This is a genomic window from Nocardia sp. MDA0666, assembly GCF_003023875.1.
GTDB classification, from domain to species: domain Bacteria; phylum Actinomycetota; class Actinomycetes; order Mycobacteriales; family Mycobacteriaceae; genus Nocardia; species Nocardia aobensis.
On sequence record NZ_PYHT01000001.1, the window covers coordinates 239,378 to 258,083 of the forward strand.

The following is an 18,706-nucleotide window of genomic DNA, read 5'->3' on the forward strand; positions in this document are numbered from 1 at the left end:
CCAAGAGACGAACGGTCGGACTACTCGCCTAGAGATATCACTCAGGGTGCGGTTTCCGGTGGAGTTCTCCCGATCTCGAGGGGTGCCAACGACACTCCGCCCTGTCCCCAGCCGCAACTGGTGATCCACAGGTCGCCGTCGTCGATCACCTCGGCGGCATGGGCGGCGATGTGGCCGACGCGGTCGTCGATCCGGAAGTGGTAGGGATCGTCGCTGCGGAACACGTCGGTGCCGAGGTAGTCGGGCCGCGGGCCGATGAACAGATACCAGGAACCGTTGTGGCACAACACGAACGGCGACTCCGTGTTGCCGGCCTCGGTTCCCGACGTGGGATCGGTGAATGCGATACGCCGCTCGCTCCAAGTGCGTAGATCGGTGCTCGTGCGGTAGACGACCACATAGTTGCCGCCCGTCGGCGAACTCGTCGCGGCGTAGTACATCACCCAGCGTCCGTCGATCCACACGACCATCGGATCGCGGGCGTCGTATCCGTCGCGGAACACCGGCCCGGACGGTTCGCGGGTCCACTCGAACAGATCGCCGGAGGTGGCCGCGCAGATCAACGCCGCGGTGCGGTCCTCGCCGCCGCCCGCGTAGAACATGTGGTAGCGACCGTCGGCGCGGATCACGTACGGCGCCCACAGATGCGTCTCGCCGTAGTCGCGATCCACGACCAATGCCGAAGGGTGTTTGGTCCACGGGCCGTGCAGGTCGTCGGCGGTGGCGTGGGCGAATTCGATCTCGTCGAACGGATCCGCCGGTTCGGTATGGGTGATGCCGAACAGGTGCCAGCGGCCCGATTCGTCGCGAATGATGGTGTGGTCGTTGATGTACCACGGCTGCGGCTCGCCGACGCTCGGGTCGTAGATCGTGTGGAAGTGCTCGGCCCGGACGCGCACTGCGGGTCCTGCGGGTCGATCATCGAGGCCGGGCCGGTCGGCGGCCGGTCCTTCTCGAAACTCGATCTCGGGCTCGGCCATCCGGCACCTCTCTCCCTCGGTCTCGTTCGCCGTCCCGATGCACGTCTGCCGGGTGACGCCCGATGCGGACAGGTTCCTCGTGCAGCTCCCGCTGGGGCGATATCAGCCACGCAGCTCCTCGCGCAGGACAGCCATATCGCGATGCCATCCGCTGAGCAGAATTCAACCACGCACTCCCCCGCAGCCGGCAGAATTCCGACCACAATCGCCGTCGGCCTGAGCGGCGAATTCCGCGCGAATAGCGACGATCAGCGGGATCGCCGACACCATCCCCATCGGTGGCGGAGACCGGTATCGCTGTCCGAATAGACTGCGCCCCATGCGGACAGCGATGACGCTCGACAGCGGCCAAGTCGTCAGTTACATCGACCACGGCGGTTCCGGCCCGGCCGTCCTGCTCTTGCACAGCTACCTGATGGACGCGGACATGTTCGCCCCACAGGTTCGTTCGCTCGGCCGGACCTACCGGTTGATCGCCATGGACGAACGCGGTCACGGCCAAACCCCCGCCGACAGTCCCTTCACCTATTGGGACGTGGCCCGCGACGCACTCGAACTGCTCGACCACCTCGGGGTTGACCGGTGCGCGGTGCTGGGGACCAGCCAGGGCGGATTCATCGGGCTGCGGATGGCGCTACTGAAGCCGGACCGGGTGGCCGCGCTCGCGTTGCTCGGAACGTCGGGCGCCGCCGAGGACCCGGAGGTCGCCGCCGCCTACCGGCAGGCTGCCACCGCTTGGCGCGAACTCGGGCCGACGCAGGATCTGCTCGATATGAACGCCGCCATCTGCCTGGGCCAGCACGATGCGACCGAGTGGCAGGCCAAATGGCGCGAGCTTTCCGGAGATCACATCGAACGTGTCCTTACCCCACTGGTCGAGCGGGACAGCATCCTCGATCGCGCTACCGAGATCGACTGCCCCGCCGTGGTCCTGCACGGCTCGGCGGACGCCGCCTATCCGGTCGACCGGGCCGTTGAGTTGGCCGCGGCGTTGCCCAACGCGGGACCGCCGGTGATCATCGACGGCGGCGCGCACTTCCTGTCGCTCACGGATGCGGAGGCTATGGAGCCGCACCTGCTGGCCTTCTTCGCGAAGTCGCTGCCGGGCTGAGGTCGACATCCGGATCACCGCCGGTGCCGGGGCAGATCAGTCGTCGATGGAGACCTTGTTCTTGTAGAAGGCGACGTGCCCCTCGATGTTGGCTGCCGCCCGCTTCGTCTCGGGGTAGTACCACGCGGCGTCGACGAGGGGGTTTCCGTCACCGACATCCACGGTGTAATAGCTCGCGCGACCCTTCCACGGGCAGATGCTGTGGGTCTCGGTGGGCGTGAAGTACTCCTTCTTGATCGATTCCGGCGGAAAGTAGATATTGCCTTCCACTGTTTCGTAGTGGTCGGATTCCGCGATGGTGACGCCGTTGACCGTTGCCTTTGCCATGCCTCCATTCTGCCCCGGCCGGCGAGCGAGCCCCAGCGCCGAACAGTGGCGAGGGAGCCTACCGACGGACGCGGCCGCGCTCGCCGCGCTGGACGCCCGGGTGCGCTCGGGGGTAATGCCGCAGTTCCTCGACATATTCGACTGGTCCTACGGTTTCGACTTCGCCGGTAACGACTGCGGCATCCTCGACGCGGACTACACCACGCGCGGTTCGCGCGGGCCGTCTCGAGCTCGAGGCCGTGGAGGCCGATTTCCGTGCCCTCGGCCAGGACGGCGCACTGGAACCGGAGCTGGGTCTGCTGAGCCACATGTCGCGACCGACTTCCCACGCGGTGGAGTAGCCGGTCGAGTCCGGTCACGGTCGTGCGGTGTGCTCCGGCCGGCCGTGCGTGCGGCGACGTTCCTTCATCTCCGCCTCGTGGACGTGGCGCCGACCTTGAACAAGCTGGTCGCGAACCATGCGTTCCATGTCGGCGAATGCGGCGTAGTACCCGTCGTCGTACTCCTCCATGATCTGAAAAGTCCATCGCCCCGGCAGCACGTTGCGGCCGATCAACTCGCCACGCAGGCGCGCGGCCAAATCCGGGCGACCCGCGGCGCGAAGCTGGTCGACAACGCTGTCCAGCAGCAGATCGGCATGCCCGGTCAACCGGTGGAACGCATACAGATTCCCGCGCGCCTGTTCGATCGTCTCCAGCGCTTCGGACAAGGTTCCGGCCGCGCGGACCGCGTCGTCGCCGACATCGTCCGGACGACGATGCCGGATCTCGGGCCGATCCTCGGTGGCCGCGCCGCGGTCTGCGAGTTCTGATGTGTCGGTGTCGTTGGTCATGCACTGGCTGTACCCCGCCACATCGATTCGATGCACAATCGATGCATCCGATCGATCGGTGAAGCACTGCGGGCGCTGACCGCCCGGCGGAGCTCCACGACCGGGCCGATCCCTCGGTCAGTAGGTTGGTGGGATGAGTGCCGACCCGACGCAGGAGCAGGGCCCCGTGGCCGTGCGGTGGCCGGTCGCGGGTCGGCTGCGGGCACTGCCGGGAAGCATCGGCTATTTGCTGGTCGGCGGTGTTACCGGCGTGGCGGCCACGGTCGCCACGGCCGGCTTGTTCGTGGTGGCGGCCACCAGCCTCGTCGGGGTGGGCATTCCGGCGATCCCCGAGTACCTGCGGCTGATACGTCCACTGACCGAGTTCGAACGACGGCGGGCGGGCAAGCGGTTGGGGGCGCCGATCGTGGTGGCGTATCGGCCGATGACGGGCGGGCTGCGGCAGAGGCTGGCGAGCGCCTTCCGGGATCCGGCGAACGGCCGGGATATCGCGTGGCTGTTCCTGCACGGGGTGCCCGGCATGGTGGTGGCGGTGTTCTCGATCGGGCTGCCGTGGGGTGTGCTGAATCAGCTGGCGATTCCGGTGTACTGGCAGCTCGTGCCGCCGGGCACCGTCGACAGCTTCGGATTCGTGGTCGACTCCTGGCCGCTGGCCGCGCTCAGCTCCCTCATCGCGATTCCCCTGGCGGTCCTGGTGCTCCGGCTGCCCACGGTGGCTCGCTGGCAGGCACTGCTGGCGCGGACGCTGCTCGGTCCGGCACCGGGCGCCGAGCTCGCGGTGCGGGTGGCGGAGTTGACCGCTACCCGGGCCGCCGCGCTCGACGCGCACGGGGCGGAACTGCGGCGCATCGAACGGGATCTGCACGATGGCGCGCAGGCGCGGATCGCGGCGGTCGTCATGCAGCTCGGGCTGGCCGATCAGTTGCGCGAGCGGGATCCGGCCGCATCGGCCGACCTGGTACGCAAGGCGCAGGACACGGCCGAGGCCGCGTTGGCCGAACTTCGAGATGTGGTGCGGACGGTGTATCCGCCGGTGCTCGCGGATCGTGGTCTGGCGAGCGCGATTTCGGCGCTGGCTGCGCGCTCCCCGATTCCGGTCGAACTCGCTCTCGGTGGTGATCTCGCGCCGCGTCCGAGCACGACCGAGGTCCCGGATTCGAGCAGACCGGCGCCCCGTTGGCCGGCGGCCGTCGAGGCGGCAGCGTATTTCGTCATCTCCGAGACCATCACCAACGCGACCAAACATTCGGGGGCCGAACATCTTCGGGTTTCCCTCGAAGGTGATTCCGCGCTCTTGACCGTCGAGATTCTGGATGACGGGGTCGGCGGGGCGCGGGAGACCGAGGGCGGCGGACTGGCCGGGATCCGGCGGCGGGCCGAGGCACTGGACGGGCGGATGGTGCTGAGCAGTCCGGCGGGTGGGCCTACCGTGGTTCGGGTGGAGCTGCCGTGCGGGTTGTGATCGCCGAGGATGATGCCCTGCTACGGGAGGGGCTGGCGCTGCTGTTGCAGACGGCGGGGATCGAGGTGGTCGCCGCGGTAGACAATGCGGATGATTTTCTGGCGGTCGTCGCCGCCGACCGGCCCGATGCCACGGTCGTGGATGTGCGGCTGCCGCCCACCTTCACCGACGACGGATTGCGAGCGGCGGTGCGCGCCCGCGAGATTCACCCCGGCCTGCCGGTTTTGGTGCTCTCGGCCTGGGTCGAGGACAGCTATGCCGCCGAACTGCTCGGCGACGGGGCGGGCGGGATCGGATACCTGCTCAAGGAGCGGGTCGGGAAGGTGGATCGGTTCCTGGACTCGCTGCGACGAGTCGCCGAGGGTGGGACCGCCATGGACCCGGAAGTGATCTCGCAGCTACTGGTGCGACGCAAGACCGATGATCCCCTGGCCGCTCTGACCCCGCGCGAACGCGAGGTGCTGGCGCTGATGGCCGAGGGGCTCGACAATGCCACCATTGCCGAGCGCCTCGTGGTCACCGAAGGTGCTGTGCTCAAACACATTCGGAGCATCTTCGCCAAGCTGGGATTGTTCGCCGACGAGGTGGGACATCGGCGGGTGCTGGCCGTCCTCGCCTATCTGAATGCCGGATGATCAGTCGCGGCAGGTGACGTCGGTGGCGGGCAGGGTGCCATCGGCCAGATAGGTGTTCACGGCGTCGTAGACGCAGGCATTCGGGTAGCGGCCGAGGATCGAGTGAATGGCGACGTCCTGCAGCGTGACCATGCGAGAACCGGTCAGCGCCCGGTGCATGGCGAGTGCACCGCCGTAATTTGTCCGGGTGTCGCCGGTGGCCTGGATGATCAGGTTGGGCACCGAATTGCCGATCGCGGTGGGGGTTTCGGCGGGCGGGGCCCAGAACGCGCACGGCGTGATGTTGTTCGCCATCGCGCCGAAGACCGGCTGAGTGGCACGGGACGCTTCGATATTGTGCCGGTACCACTCGGGGTCGCGGGGGGCGCCGACATCTCCGCAGAGGATCGCCATCTGGGGTGACATATCGCGCGGCTGCGCGCGCACGATCATGTCCAGCTTGCCCGCCAGATCCTCGTCCGGCCGCACCGGCTTCCCCTCGGCGGCGTCGGCCAGCTCCCGGATCTGTTGTGCGGCAAGGCCGTAGCCGTTCGGTGAATCGAAGGCGATGTAGAGCACCAATGGCAGGGTATGCGCGTCGAGGTCGTAGTCGCCGATCCGGATCGGCCGGGCAGCAGCGCGTTCGATCAGCCGCTCGACCAGACCACGTACGGCCGCGCCGGTCGTGCCGAGGTGATATTCGGCGTCGCGCTGTGCGGCCCAGGCCGCCCAGGCATCGAGCGCGGCCTCATTCGGTGAGCCCATGTCCTGCAGCATGCCGACCGCACCGTAGCGGTCCGGGTCCACGCTGCCGTCCAGCACCATGCGGTCGGAACGTTCCGGGAACATCTGCATGTACACCGCGCCCAGATAGGTGCCGTAGGAGGTGCCCAGATAACTGATCTCGTTTTCGCCGAGTGCGGTCCGGATGACATCCATGTCCCGAGCCGTATTGCGAGTGGTGAAGTGCGGCAGTCGTTCCCCCTCAGCGGATGCGCAGCGCGCCGCCAGATCGGCTTGGTCGGCAACGGATTCGGCGAATCCCTCGGCGTCGACACCGGCGAACTGCAGGCCGAAACCGTGCGGCCAATGACAGTTCACCGCCGAGGAGCGCCCGACACCGCGGGGGTCCATGCCGATCAGGTCGTATCGGGCGCGAACCTCGGGGGTCAGAGCTCGGCTCGTGTCCACGAAGTAGTCCAAGCCCGAACCGCCCGGACCGCCGGGGTTGGACAATATGACGCCGCGGCGCTGGGCCGGGTCGGTGGCGGGGATGCGCGAGATGGCGACGGTGATCGTGCGGCCCTGCGGCTCGGCGTAATTCAGGGGCACCGTCACATCGGCACACTGCGCGCCTTTGTCGTCCAGGCCCGGTGCATCGCACGACTTCCAGGTGAGCGGCTGGTGGTAGTAGCGGTCCAAGGGCTCAGCCGCGCCGGCGCGATCCGGGCGTGCGGTGGTCGTGAACGCCACCGCGCCGACGAGTCCGGTGACCGCGAGCGCTACCGGAAGCGCCCGGACGAACTTGTGTCGAAACACGAATAATCTCCTCATCGTGCGCAGACGGCGGCATCGAACAGCTCCGATACCGCGTCCGAGGCGGCCGTAGCGATTGGAAGCTGATTGACGGTCACCACGACGGCGGTGCCGTCGGACGCCACGCCATTGCGGGTTGCGAAGCCGGGGATGCTGCCGCCGTGGCCCCACACATCTCTTCCGCAGGAGACCGGCTGATGAATCAGGCCGAGTCCGTAACCGGAACCCGGTTCGCCGCGGTCCCAGGGAAGGGTGTGTTTCATCTCGGCCAATTGCGCTGCGGGCAGCAGCTTCCCGGCGAGCAGGGCGGTGAAGAAACGGTTCAGGTCGTCGGGGGTGGCGACCATCGCGCCTGCGGTGTCGGCCCACGACGGGTCCAGATCGGTGAAATCGGTGCGCCCGCCGCCTGTTTCCTGATACCCGCGCGGATGCGGCCCACGGATGCCGGTCCCGTGTGCGTCGGGGAAGTAGGTGTCGCGCAAGCCCAGCGGTTCCAGGATGCGGCCGGCGATCTCGGCCTCGGCCGAGCGGCCGGTGACCTTCTCGATCAGCATGCCGAGCAGGATGTAGTTGGTGTTCGTGTACACCGAACGTTCGCCCGGTTCGAATCGGGGGGGCATGGACAGGGCGATACGCACGAGGTCTTCGGGTTCGTAATGGGCCCAGCGGATTTCGTCGGCATCGGCCCTCAGCTGCGGGGTGTTCGCGGGAGCCGTCGGCTCCGGATCTCCGCCGCCCAGATAGTCCGGCAGGCCGCTGGTGTGCTGGAGCAGTTGGCGAACCGTGATGCGGTTGCCGTCATTGCCATTGCCCTGCACGACGCCCGGCAACGAGCGCTCGATCGGCGCGTCGAGATCGACCTTGCCCTCGGCGACCAGTTGCAGCACGACGGCGGCGACGAAGGTCTTGGTATTGCTGCCGATCCGGACTCGGGCATCGTCGGCGATGGGCATTCCGGTGGCGATGTCGCCCACGCCGGCAGTCAGCACCCGGTGGCCGTCCGGGCCGTCGATGGTGACCTGCGCGCCCGGGAAACCGCTGCGGACCAGCGTGTCGAGGGCCTGTGTGACGGTCCGATACATCTCTTTGCGGGTCGGTTCGCCGCCGCCGGTGTCGCACGCTTGGACCGCGAGCGCGCTCAACAGCCCGACACCGGCAAGCGCGACCCTTCGGCGATGTCGCCGCATTGCGCTCATGAAGACATTGCTCCTGTTCAGTTCGGGTTTCGGTCGAATTCGAGCGTAGGAATCCGTGTCCGCGCGGCCCATCCCCCACACGCCCGAATCACGGTCGCGCGCACAACCGGGGGCGGGGTGGTGCCAGCACTACCTACATGCGCCTCGTCGCCGCTAGGTCGTTTCTCGCCACTGCTGAACCGCAGGTCAGCAGCATTCAGCACGGCATGAAGCGGTGGATCAAGGCTGCCGACAGCAGCGATCACCGAGCCCCCGGAACATATAGAACGTCGAGCGAATGTCGCGAAACTCTTATCTTTTTCGGCACCGTCCTGCGGGCTTCCGGCGAGCGCGCGTAAGCGCCGGGGTCTAGATCGCGCGTGACGGATCCATTACCTCTGCGGAAGCCGTCCACCGCTGTGCGGCCTGCGGCGCAGCGGATTGCGATTCGGTGGCATCGGCGGCGCCGGTCAGCCGACACCGGCATCTACTTCGCTGATGGCCGGTAACTACGACGCGTACTCGAATTCGCTTTGCCTTTTCGCGCGGTCCCGGTAGTGCGATTACTGAGGCCGTGTTTCCCGAGGCTGGTCTTCGGCTCTGCGCACGCCACCGTGATGTCCTCCCTCGGCTCCTTCGTCGGTGGCCTCGGTTTCGGGTGCCTGCGCTGCGGGTTGCTCTTCGGCCGGGGAGGCGGTGGTCCCGCCGGGAGTCTCGTCTGGGGCCGGAGCCTTGAAATTCGGGTCGGTCACCGGGTGGGTCGCGCCCGCTGTTCTGGCGCCGCCCTCTCCTTCTGTGGTGCCGCCTACCTCGTCCGCGCTTGTGCGCCGGCCTTCATAGGGCGGGACAGCGGATTCGACGTCGGCGGGTGGGAGCGTCCCGGTCGTGGCGACGTCGTCTTCGGACTGGTTCTGATCATGGGCTGAAGTAACTTCTTCGTGGTCGAAGGTGCCGCCCGGGCGATCGGCCGAGCCGCCGCCCGCTGTATTCGACCCGGTGTCTCGCGAGCCTTCGGCTCCTCGCTGCGATTGAGGCTCTTCGGACAGATGTTCGCTGGACATAGCTCCATCGTCTCCTCGAGTAGAGCGCTGGATTATAACCTCTGCGTTCAAGCGTGGTGCCCGATTCGACTGCAGTCAAGCGAACCCGTGATGCGGAATTTCGCGACATTTTCGGCGTTGGCCGCCAGGACGATGTGGACCGCGCCACCGCGGCCCGGTCAGCGTCTGACGTGTGCTGATCCGTTCGCGATGAGGGCCTCGACCTCGGCGAGCGAGGCCATGGATGCATCCCCAGGTGTCGTCATGACGAGGGCCCCGTGAGCCGTGCCGTAGGCAAGAGCGCGCTCGACCGAGACACCGGCAAGCAGACCGTAGATCAGGCCTGCGGCGAAGCCATCGCCGGAGCCGACACGATCCAGGACGTGCAGGCCATACATCCGGGGCCCGGTCACGAAATTGATCGGTGGACCAGGCAGCCGAGGACCAGCGAGTTCTGCTGGTTCATTGTCGTCAGTCTTTCCGGTTCGGGGCGGCAGGGCCCGGTGATCCCGCGGGATAGTCGTCGAGCGGCACCAGGTCACGTGACCAGGCCGAGATGATGGGAGTGACCACTCGCCACGACTCCTCCGCCTCGTCACCGCGAATGGACAGGGCCGGATTGCCGAGCAACACGTCCAGCAGGAGCCGTCCGTAGGCGGGCAGGTCGGGCGGCGGGATCGCTGCGCTCATGGTGAGCGGGACCAGAGTGTCCACGGCGGCGCCGATGGCGGTGAGGGCGAGCGTGAGGTTTTCCGGCTCGAGGCCGAACCGGAGAACGTTCGGCGCTGTAGTCCCGTGATGGCCGAACGGCATATGGGGGACCGGCCGGAAATGAATGGCGACTTCCTTGCGGTCAGCGGCGAGGGCTTTGCCGGTGCGCAGCACGAATTCGGTTCCGGCCCATCGCCAGTTGTCGATCGCCAGCTGGACTTCGGTGAAGGTTTCGGTGCGCCGTTGTGGGTCCACACCGGGCTCGTCGGTGTAGGACGGGACGTGCCGGTCGCCGATCACGCCGTCGGTGTAGCGGGCTCGGCGGGTGCGGCGCCGGATATCGTCGTCGGTCAGGGTGCGGATCGACCGCAGTACGTCGACCTTGCGGTCACGCAGATCGCGTTCGGACAGGGTGATCGGCGGTTCCATGGCCACCAGGCAGAGCAGTTGGAGCAGATGGTTCTGCACCATGTCCTCGAGCGCCCCCACCTGATCGTAGTACCCGGCACGGTCCTCGAGGGTGAGGGTTTCCTCCCAGACGATCTCGACCTCGGCGATATGCGCGCTGTTCCACAGTGATTCGAGCACCCGGTTGGCCAATCGGCTACCGAGCAGGTTCTGCACGGTGGTCATCGCCAGGAAATGGTCCACCCGGAAGACGGCCTGTTCCGGAACCAGATCTGCCAGCAACGTGTTGAGTTCGTGCGCGCCGGCGAGATCCTCCCCGAACGGTTTTTCGAATACGAGCCGGCTACCGGAGGGAAGACGCGCGGCGTCCAGGGTCCGAATCGCGGTGGAGAACAACGACGGCGGCAACGCCAGATAGACGGCCACTGCTCCCGCACCGCCGATCGCCTCCGCCACCTGCGCCGGATCACCGATGTCGGCCTGCTGGTATCGCGCAGCCGCGAGGATCGCCCGCCGCGTGTCGGCCGAAATGGCCGGGGCGTACCGATCGAGCTGGGCCGCAGCCCAACCCCTGAACTGTTCATCGTCGCGGCCCTTGCGGTCGGCGCAGACGACCTCGAAACCTGCGTCGAGGTGGCCGGTTTCGTGAAGGGCGGCCAATCCCGGCAGCAGATAGCGTCCGGCCAGGTCACCTGTGCCGCCGAAAATGACGAGTCGTCGGATCATCGCGTGGCCGCCTTTGCCCGTGCGAGGGGGTCCTTCTCCGGAGACAGGTGGCCATCGGCCCGGTGGGTCGGGCGACACGGTGGATCGAGATCGTGCATCACACCTCCTCCACGGCACACGCGGCGAAGCGGCGGCGGATCAACCGAAGCGGGTCAGCACCTTCACGAGATCGTCGATCTCCTCGTCCTCAATCTAACAGCCACCCACCTGTCCGTCGGCGATCGTTATCGTCACGCGATCCGCCGCCGCGCCGGGCTCCTCCGGGTGTAGCGGCGCGACGCTGCATTGCCACCGAATCGGCCCACAGCCCCGGTGCAAGGGTGGGTCGAGTTGCTCGACCGCCGCCGGAGCGGCCGTGCTCGGTCGGTTCGCCAGCGACATCGACATGTCGTGATCGACAGGGCCGGCCAGGACACCGGCCCGGCGCGTCGGCCGCGTCGAATGGGCTCACGGTGTCGGCATGTTCAGCATCTTCGCGCGGACCTCGTTCTTGAGGATCTTGCCCACCTTCGAGCGAGGCAGCTCGTTCCAGATCTCGATTTCCTTGGGCGCCTTCACACTTCCGATCCGTTGCTTGACGAAGGCGATGATGTCGTCGGTGGCGGTCTCGTGGCCGGCGCGGAGTTCGATTGCGGCGGTGACGCGTTCGCCCCACTTGGCATCGGGAAGGCCGACCACCGCCGAATCCTTGACCGCGGGATGTGCCGACAGGGCCTGTTCCACTTCTGCCGAATAGACGTTGAACCCGCCGGTGATGATCATGTCCTTCGCACGGTCGACCACGAACAGGAAGCCGTCGTCGTCCAGATAACCGATATCGCCCGTGTGATGCCACCCAAAGGCACTGACTTCGGCTGTCGCCGTGGGGTTTTCGTGATAGCCGTCCATCACCAGCGGTCCGCGGACGACGATCTCGCCGCGCTCTCCGCGCGGAAGCAGTGCGCCCGCCCGGTTCATGATGGCGACGGTCGTCAGCGGCGTCGGCCGGCCCGCCGACGTGAGGCGCTCGGTTGCCACCGACCCATCCGGGCGGAAGTGGTCGGCCGGTGCCAGCGTGGCGATCATGTTCGGGGCCTCGGTCTGCCCGAACAGCTGACCGAGAACGGGTCCGATCCGACGCAGCGCCTCTTCGAGCCGGGTCGGCGACATGGGCGCCGCGCCGTACCACAGACAGCGCAGTGATCCGAGGTCGCGGCTGTCGAGGTCGGGACGGTCGAGGACGCCGTAGACCACGGTCGGCGGGAGGAAGGCGTGGGTGATGCGGTGCCGCTCGATCGACGCGAGGAACTCGCCGATGTCGGGCGCCGGCATGATCACGACTTCGCCGCCGAGGCTGAGGATCGGAAAGGTCAGCACGCCGGCGGAATGCGTCAACGGCGCGAGCGCGAGGTAGCGCGGGCGGTCGCCGAACGGGTAGCTCATCAACGTCAGCGCCGTCGAGGTCATCATGTTGTCCTCGGTGAGCCGCACCCCCTTCGGCCGCCCGGTGGTGCCGCCGGTGCCGGCCAGCATGCACAGGCCGCCGTCCGGTCGGCGCGTCTCGTCGGGTTGCGCGAGATGCTCGGCGAGCCAGTCGTCGTAGCGCATCGCCCACTCGAATTCGCCGTCGAGGCAGACCAGCCATTCCAAGTGGGGCAGGTCGCCTCGGATCCGGTCGACGAGTCCGGCGAACTTCTCCTGGAAGAACAGCAGCCGGCAGCCGAACAGATCGAACAACTGCCGGTTCTCGTCGGCCTCGTTACGGGGATTGACCGGGCACCACACCGCACCCGCCCGCGATATGCCGAATACGCAGGTGAGCGCGAGGGGGTCGTTGGCCGACAGCACCGCCACCCGGTCGCCCGCCTCGATACCGGTGTGCTGCAGCGCACCCGCGATGCGGACGGATCGATCCTGGACCTCGCCGTAGCTGGCGGTCACGCTGCCCGTCGTGAGGCAGGGTTCCCCACGACCGAGCGACGCACCCTTGTCGAGATAATCTGCGAGACGCATCGTGGACCTCAGCGGTGCACGCTGACGATGGGATCGAGCACGAGCCCGAACGCGCGCAGCGTCCCGAGCAGTTCCCGGTGCCCGAAAGCCTGGCAGCTGGAAGCGAATCCGACGCGCCGCGGTGGGCCCTGCAGCAGTTCGGCGGCGGCGTGCGCGTTGAGCAGGGCCGTCTGCTTGTAGTTGCAGTTGCCGTGGATCACGCAGTGCGCGCGCCCGAGCGGCCCGGAGGCGTACACCGAGTCCAGCGAGGTGTTGATCCGGGGGTTCTCCCGCGGGGGCATCTCGCTGCGAATCGCCGCCGATTGCTCGTCGATGATCCGGTACTTCTCCTCCTCCGACTTGCCTTCCATCTGCTGCAACGCCGCGGCCACCAGCACCGGAACCCCTTGCATCAGCGGACGATTGAACACGCCGCCCAGCGCGCGAGCGTTGGCGACGCGTGGATCGTTCTTGAACCACACCGGGTGTGAGGTGCCGCCCCAGGGCAGCGCCAGACCGAGTTCGTGCTGTCCCGGCACGCTGACGGTGTAGAGCCCCTCCTCGGGAGGCCATTCGACGTATTCGTTCTGTTCCAGGTAGTACGCCTTGGCGAAGGCCGCGTTGGTGAGGATGGTGTTGGTCGACGCCACGGTCGGATGGCCCTTCCAGAACACCTGGATGTCGAGGGTGTCGAGGCCGGGATTCTCCAGACAGATGTTCGCCGCGATCTCCCCGATCGAGTACATCTGTGCCAACCCGGGCGTGAGAAGCAGTCCGCGCGAGGCGAAGTCGGCGCTGTACCGGGCTTGCGCGTCGATCATCCAGTTCTGCTCACCGTTGGTGTCGGTGTAGTGGGCGTCGATCTCCAGGCAGGCTTGCACCACCTCGTGGCCGTAGCGGGCGAAGGGGCCGACGGTGTTGAGCACGACATCCGCCCCTCGGAACGCCTCGGCCAGTGCGGTGGTGGTGTGCTCGACCTCGGCGATCTCATGGTCGACGGTGTCGATGCCCGGAACGGCCTCGACGGCGGCTTTGACGCGTCCGTGGTCGCGACCCGCGGCGAGGAACGGAATGTTGTACTCGCGCAAGTACTCACAGATAAGACGACCGGTGTAACCGGAGGCACCGTAGACGACGACGCGTTTGTCGGTGGGCATGGCTGAACTCCTCGAAGGTTGGGGTGTGGATGAAGGTTGTTGCGACGGTGAAAGATCCGGGCTACATCCCCATGCCTCCGTCGACCGGCAGGCCCGCTCCGGTGATGAATTTCGCCGCGTCGGAGACGAGGAATACGACGGCGTCGGCCATATCGTCGACCTGGCCGAGGCGCCCGAGCGGCGTGAGCTCGGCGACGGCTTGCGCGGCGGCCTCGGGAGAGGGGAACAGCCCGAGTTCGGCGCAGTCGACGGCGAGTTTGTTGCCCATGGCGGTCGGCGTCAGCGCCGGGTAGATGCAGTTGACCCGAACGCCGTAGCCGAGCTTGCCGGATTCGGCCGCGGCGACCCTGGTGAGGCGGTCGATACCGGATTTGGTCGCCGAGTACATGCTGATGCCGGGGAACGCGATCGTAGCGGCCACCGACGCGATGTTGACCACCGCTCCACCGTTGCCGGCCATGCCGCCGGGACGCATGGCGCGAAAGGCGTGCTTGATACCGAGGGCGGTGCCCAGCAGGTTGATCTCCAGCATCTTCGATGTCGCTGCGGGATCGAGATCGACCAGCAGGTTGGTGACCTCGACACCCGCGTTGTTCACGACGATGTCCAGTCCCCCCAGGGCCTGCACCGTGGTGGTGGTCGCGGCCTCCCAGGCGGCGTCGTCGGTGACGTCGAACGCGATGAACTCCGCTTTCGCCCCTGCCTTCCGCAGCGCCTCGACAGCTTGCCGACCGCCCTCGACGTCGATGTCGCCGATCGCCACCGAGGCGCCCGCCGCCGCGAGCGCTCGAGCCATGCCGGCACCCAGGCCCTGTGCCCCGCCGGTCACCAGTGCGGTACGTCCGGCCAGGTTGTAGCTCGTCATATCGATACCTCTTCGTCGAGATCCGCAAGCGTCGCGCCTTGCGAGGGTGATGTGGGAGACAGTCATCAGACGATGTGTCGCAGGCCACAGTAAGCGTGAATCTTGACACTCGTCAAGACTTTTCTTGACAGACGTCAAGGATTTCTTGGACACTCGTCAAAAGGGCGCCGCACGGGCACCGCTACACTCACAGGACAGACATGCCGTGACCCGGACAGGACTCAACGTGACGCAGGTCGCCGACCCCAAAGCCCGCGTGGAAGAACGCGCCCGCGACAAGTTCCAGGCGCGGCGCAACGAGCTGGCCCGGGCAACCCTGCACACGCTGGCCGAACTCGGCTACGCACGCACCAGCCTGCGGGAGATCGCACAGAACTCCGAGTACTCACACGGCGTACTGCACTACTACTTCACCGACAAACTCGACCTGATCGCCCACGCCGTACGCCAATACGAGGCGGTCTGCGTCACCCGTTACGACGAGGTCTGCGCGTCGGCCGAGAGCGCCGAGCGGCTGCGTACCGAGTTCGCCGCCACCTTTTTCGGAACCCTCCAGGCCGACGCGGCGATCCACCGGCTCTGGTACGACCTGCGCAACCAGAGCTTGTTCGACGACTCGTTCCGCGCCGACGTCCTCGACATCGAAGCCCGCCGGGAGGAGATGATCTGGCGGGTCGTCTCACGCTACTGCGAACTTTCCGGCACGGAACCGGCGCTGACGCCCGCCACCGTCTACGTCACCATCGACGGGATCTTTCAGCGCACACTGCTGCACCACATCGCCGGCCGGGCAAGCGAAATCGACCGAGCCCGCGACCAGCTCGACGCGGTTTTCGCCCTACTGAGCGCACCGACGGACCGAAACCGGATCCACGCGGCCGCACCCCCGAAGTGAGACAGAACCGGCAATCCGACACTCCTCGGTCCCCGATGAAGTGGCGCTCTGCGGGCCGAAAGATTCTCGGTCCGTTGCGCTTCCGCGTGTGGACGGGGCGCGGCGGCAGCCTTGTGCCGCGGCTCGATGATGTCGTCTGCCTCGGAGTTCGCGCAGATGCTGGATGAGCATCTTCTCCGAGACAGCGGGTACTGGTTCTCGCGCGAACATTCGAAGAACTGCGCTGAAGAAACGTAGTCCAGCCGGCGGTGCACCACGACCAAGTTCCACGAGGGGAAGTCTCGCGGGCAAGCGACTCAGCGCGTTCTCGCCGGCGAAGGGCCTGTTGATGGTCACGCGGAACGGCACAGCCCGATGCGCGTCGCGTAGACGGCCGCGGCGGTCCGGTTGGACGATCCCGTGCGGCGCAGGATCGCCTCCACGTGGGTGGCGACCGTCGATGCACCGATCCGCAGGGTGCGGGCGATCTCGGTGTTGGCCGCGCCGTGCGAAAGCAGTTCCAGCACTTCGAGTTCTCGCAGCGTGAGTCCCGCGGGCGGCGGCACGGGGCGGTGCCGGACGAGGGTGCCACCATGCACCTCGTCCAGGCGGACCTCGTGCACCTGTGCGCCGTGGATGACCGTCACCGACGGCGCCGCAGGCCGGTCACGACGGATCAGGGCGGCGGCCAGGTCCGTGCGGGCGCCCGCGGTCAACGGGCGTGCGGTGCCGTCGGGATCGACGAGCAGGGCCTGCTCCCCCACGCCGATCGCGATGGCGCCGCCGTTCGTCGGGCGCAGCGGGTCGACCGCGGCCGCGAGCGCGTCGGAGACGAGGGTGGTCAGCGGCAGGGTGTGCTCGTCGAGCGGGGTGTAGGTGCTCAGGTTCAGCAAGCCGAGGTAGCGGCCGTACGGCGAGTAGAGGCAGTGGCTGAGCCCGTCGCGAAAGCCGTTGCGCCGGATGGTGTCGAAGACGACGCCGCGCCGTCGCCGCCGGTCCACGTCGTGCAGCAGCACCGGGAGCCTGGTCTCGCGGAGTTCGCCGTACAACTCCATGTCCGGCATGGCGTCGTTGATCAGGTCCAGCGTCGGGGTGCTGTAGCCGAAGTTGGTGTAGGTGGTGTGCTCACCGGTCACCGGGTCCGGGATCGACAGTGCGGCATGGTCGTAGGGCACCACTCGGCGCAGTGCGAACAGCAGACGGGCGGTCTGCTGTTTGAGGGGTTCGCCCCCGGGTGATCCGGCCGCCGCCTCCCGGAGTTCGAGCGCGGCGGCGAGACGTGCACGCACCGCCGACTCGCTCATGCGGTCATGGTAGGTGCGCAGCTAGCAAGCTGCCCACGATTCCGCCTCCGCAATTCTGCCGATTCGCGCCGCGATGTTCGCTCCTACCCTTCGCCCATCCTGCCCGCGAAGCACGAGGAGAAAATCACATGGATGTCGCCGAATACGCCGCGCACGACGCTACCGGTCTGGCGGAACTGATCCGCGAGGGTCAGGTCAGCGCGGCCGAGGTCTGGACGGCCGCCGCGACCGCCCTGGACGCGGTCGAGCCCGAACTGGCCGCCATCGCGGGCGAGCGCTTCGACAAGCCGCTCGACTACGACGAGTCCGGTCCGTTCGCCGGTGTGCCGTTCGCGCTCAAGGACCTCATCGCGCACGCGGGCGGGGTGCCGAGCCGCAGTGGCAGCAGGCTGTTCGGTGCGGGTGTCACCCACCCGGGGGACACCCATCTGGTGGCGCGGTTCCGCCGCGCGGGCCTGGCGATCGGCGCGATCACCCGCAGCCCGGAGTTCGGGTTCAATGCCACCACCGAAGCCCTCGCCTACGGCGGACCGAGCCGCAACCCCTGGGCCACCGACCGCAGCCCCGGCGGTTCCAGCGGCGCCTCGGCGGCGCTGGTCGCCGGCGGCGCGCTGCCGATGGCGCACGCCAACGACGGCGGCGGCTCGATCCGCATCCCCGCCGCCGCGTGCGGTGCGGTCGGCCTCAAACCGAGCCGTGGGCGGACCACGCCCGGCCCGGACTTCGCCGACCCGCTGCTGGGGCTCGGCATCGAATTCGCCGTCACCCGCACCGTGCGCGACAGCGCGCGGCTGCTCGACGCGGTGCACGGCGCCGAACCCGGCGATCGCTACCTGCTGCCCGGCCCGGTGCGCAGCTACGCCGAGCACGCGGCCGCCGGTTCCCGGCCACTGCGGATCGCCGTCACCGCGACCCCGATGGACGCCGGTCGCGCCGTCGACCCGGAGTGCGTGGCCGCGGTGCACCACGTGGCCGAGCGGCTGGCCGAGATGGGGCACATCGTCGAGGAGGGCGCGCCCGAACTCGATGTGGCGGCCTTCGACAAGGCCAATCTCGACGCGTGGTGCAGTTTCCTCGCCGACGCCGTCCTGGGTGCCTCGGCGCAGCTGGGCGTGGAGGCGAGCCGGGAGCACCTGGAGGCGACCACGCTGGCGTGCGTCGAATACGGAAAGACGCTGTCCGCCTTCGACATCTACGCCGCGGACCGGGTGTTCAACCAGACCACCCGCGCGGTCGCGGGCTTCCTCACCCGCTACGACGTGCTGCTGACGCCCACGACCAGCGCACCACCGATCCCGCTGGGCCACCTCGACGCCGACGACGCCTCGCTGAGCGCCCGCGAATGGTACGACCGGATCTTCGACTACGGCAGCTTCACCGCGCTGTTCAACGTCACCGGCATGCCCGCCATCTCCCTGCCGTTGGTCCAATCCGCGGCGGGGCTGCCGATCGGCATCCAGTTCGCCGGACGCCACGGCGACGAGGCCACGCTGCTGGCGCTCGCCGGGGATCTCGAGCGCGCCATGCCGTGGGCCGACCGCCGTCCGGCCGTACACGCCGGGCGCTAGCAATCACCGTGCGGGTCCGCGATACATGCCGGACCCGCACGCCAA

Annotated in this window: 16 protein-coding genes; 5 read left to right on the forward strand and 11 right to left on the reverse strand. The window is 67.7% G+C overall.

The window, feature by feature from the left end; genetic code table 11:
- Positions 1-41 precede the first annotated feature (41 nt).
- Positions 42-980, reverse strand: a complete 939-nt coding sequence (locus C8258_RS01155; protein ID WP_106953472.1) for a family 43 glycosylhydrolase — start codon at positions 978-980, stop codon at positions 42-44.
- Between the two features lie 319 nt (positions 981-1,299).
- On the opposite strand from C8258_RS01155, the gene C8258_RS01160 reads away from it, so the two are divergent.
- Complete coding sequence (locus C8258_RS01160; protein WP_106953473.1) at positions 1,300-2,091, forward strand: alpha/beta fold hydrolase; 792 nt, start codon at positions 1,300-1,302, stop codon at positions 2,089-2,091.
- 36 nt (positions 2,092-2,127) lie between these two features.
- Here the strand turns inward: C8258_RS01160 and C8258_RS01165 are convergent, their stop codons facing one another.
- Complete coding sequence (locus C8258_RS01165) at positions 2,128-2,418, reverse strand: DUF427 domain-containing protein (RefSeq protein ID WP_063008558.1); 291 nt, start codon at positions 2,416-2,418, stop codon at positions 2,128-2,130.
- Between the two features lie 355 nt (positions 2,419-2,773).
- Positions 2,774-3,250: a hypothetical protein gene (locus C8258_RS01175; protein WP_106953474.1), complete on the reverse strand. Its 477-nt coding sequence runs from the start codon at positions 3,248-3,250 to the stop codon at positions 2,774-2,776.
- A 133-nt stretch (positions 3,251-3,383) separates the two neighbouring features.
- On the opposite strand from C8258_RS01175, the gene C8258_RS01180 reads away from it, so the two are divergent.
- The gene (locus C8258_RS01180) at positions 3,384-4,712 is read left to right on the forward strand and encodes a sensor domain-containing protein (RefSeq protein WP_106953475.1); all 1,329 of its coding nucleotides are present in this window, start codon (positions 3,384-3,386) and stop codon (positions 4,710-4,712) included.
- Complete coding sequence (locus C8258_RS01185) at positions 4,700-5,347, forward strand: response regulator transcription factor (RefSeq protein ID WP_106953476.1); 648 nt, start codon at positions 4,700-4,702, stop codon at positions 5,345-5,347. Before C8258_RS01180 ends, C8258_RS01185 begins: the two co-directional genes overlap by 13 nt.
- Here C8258_RS01185 and C8258_RS01190 read toward each other — a convergent pair whose 3' ends face one another.
- The 7 genes from C8258_RS01190 to C8258_RS01225 all read right to left on the reverse strand — a co-directional run bounded on the left by C8258_RS01190 (position 5,348) and on the right by C8258_RS01225 (position 14,915).
- Positions 5,348-6,865 (reverse strand): alpha/beta hydrolase, encoded by a 1,518-nt coding sequence (locus C8258_RS01190; protein ID WP_233224808.1) that lies wholly within the window; start codon positions 6,863-6,865, stop codon positions 5,348-5,350.
- Between the two features lie 11 nt (positions 6,866-6,876).
- Positions 6,877-8,058 (reverse strand): serine hydrolase, encoded by a 1,182-nt coding sequence (locus C8258_RS01195; RefSeq protein ID WP_199195538.1) that lies wholly within the window; start codon positions 8,056-8,058, stop codon positions 6,877-6,879.
- Between the two features lie 1,198 nt (positions 8,059-9,256).
- Complete coding sequence (locus C8258_RS01205) at positions 9,257-9,475, reverse strand: PfkB family carbohydrate kinase (RefSeq protein ID WP_106953479.1); 219 nt, start codon at positions 9,473-9,475, stop codon at positions 9,257-9,259.
- A gap of 73 nt (positions 9,476-9,548) precedes the next feature.
- Positions 9,549-10,922, reverse strand: coding sequence for a glucose-6-phosphate dehydrogenase (locus C8258_RS01210; protein WP_106953480.1), 1,374 nt, complete (start codon positions 10,920-10,922; stop codon positions 9,549-9,551).
- 447 nt (positions 10,923-11,369) lie between these two features.
- Positions 11,370-12,914 carry an AMP-binding protein gene (locus C8258_RS01215; RefSeq protein ID WP_106953481.1) on the reverse strand — a complete coding sequence of 515 codons (1,545 nt, stop codon included), beginning with the start codon at positions 12,912-12,914 and terminating at the stop codon, positions 11,370-11,372.
- 8 nt (positions 12,915-12,922) lie between these two features.
- On the reverse strand, positions 12,923-14,050 hold the full coding sequence (locus C8258_RS01220) for a DUF5938 domain-containing protein (protein ID WP_106953482.1): 1,128 nt from the start codon (positions 14,048-14,050) through the stop codon (positions 12,923-12,925).
- Positions 14,051-14,111: 61 nt separating this feature from the next.
- Complete coding sequence (locus C8258_RS01225) at positions 14,112-14,915, reverse strand: SDR family NAD(P)-dependent oxidoreductase (RefSeq protein WP_106953483.1); 804 nt, start codon at positions 14,913-14,915, stop codon at positions 14,112-14,114.
- Between the two features lie 226 nt (positions 14,916-15,141).
- Here C8258_RS01225 and C8258_RS01230 point away from each other — a divergent pair, with 226 nt between their 5' ends.
- Positions 15,142-15,810 (forward strand): TetR/AcrR family transcriptional regulator, encoded by a 669-nt coding sequence (locus tag C8258_RS01230; protein ID WP_106953989.1) that lies wholly within the window; start codon positions 15,142-15,144, stop codon positions 15,808-15,810.
- 332 nt (positions 15,811-16,142) lie between these two features.
- Here the strand turns inward: C8258_RS01230 and C8258_RS01235 are convergent, their stop codons facing one another.
- A complete protein-coding gene (locus C8258_RS01235) occupies positions 16,143-17,093 on the reverse strand; it encodes a LuxR C-terminal-related transcriptional regulator (protein WP_106953484.1) in 951 nt (316 codons plus the stop codon).
- Between the two features lie 128 nt (positions 17,094-17,221).
- On the opposite strand from C8258_RS01235, the gene C8258_RS01240 reads away from it, so the two are divergent.
- Positions 17,222-18,661 (forward strand): amidase, encoded by a 1,440-nt coding sequence (locus C8258_RS01240; protein WP_106953485.1) that lies wholly within the window; start codon positions 17,222-17,224, stop codon positions 18,659-18,661.
- Positions 18,662-18,706: the final 45 nt, after the last annotated feature.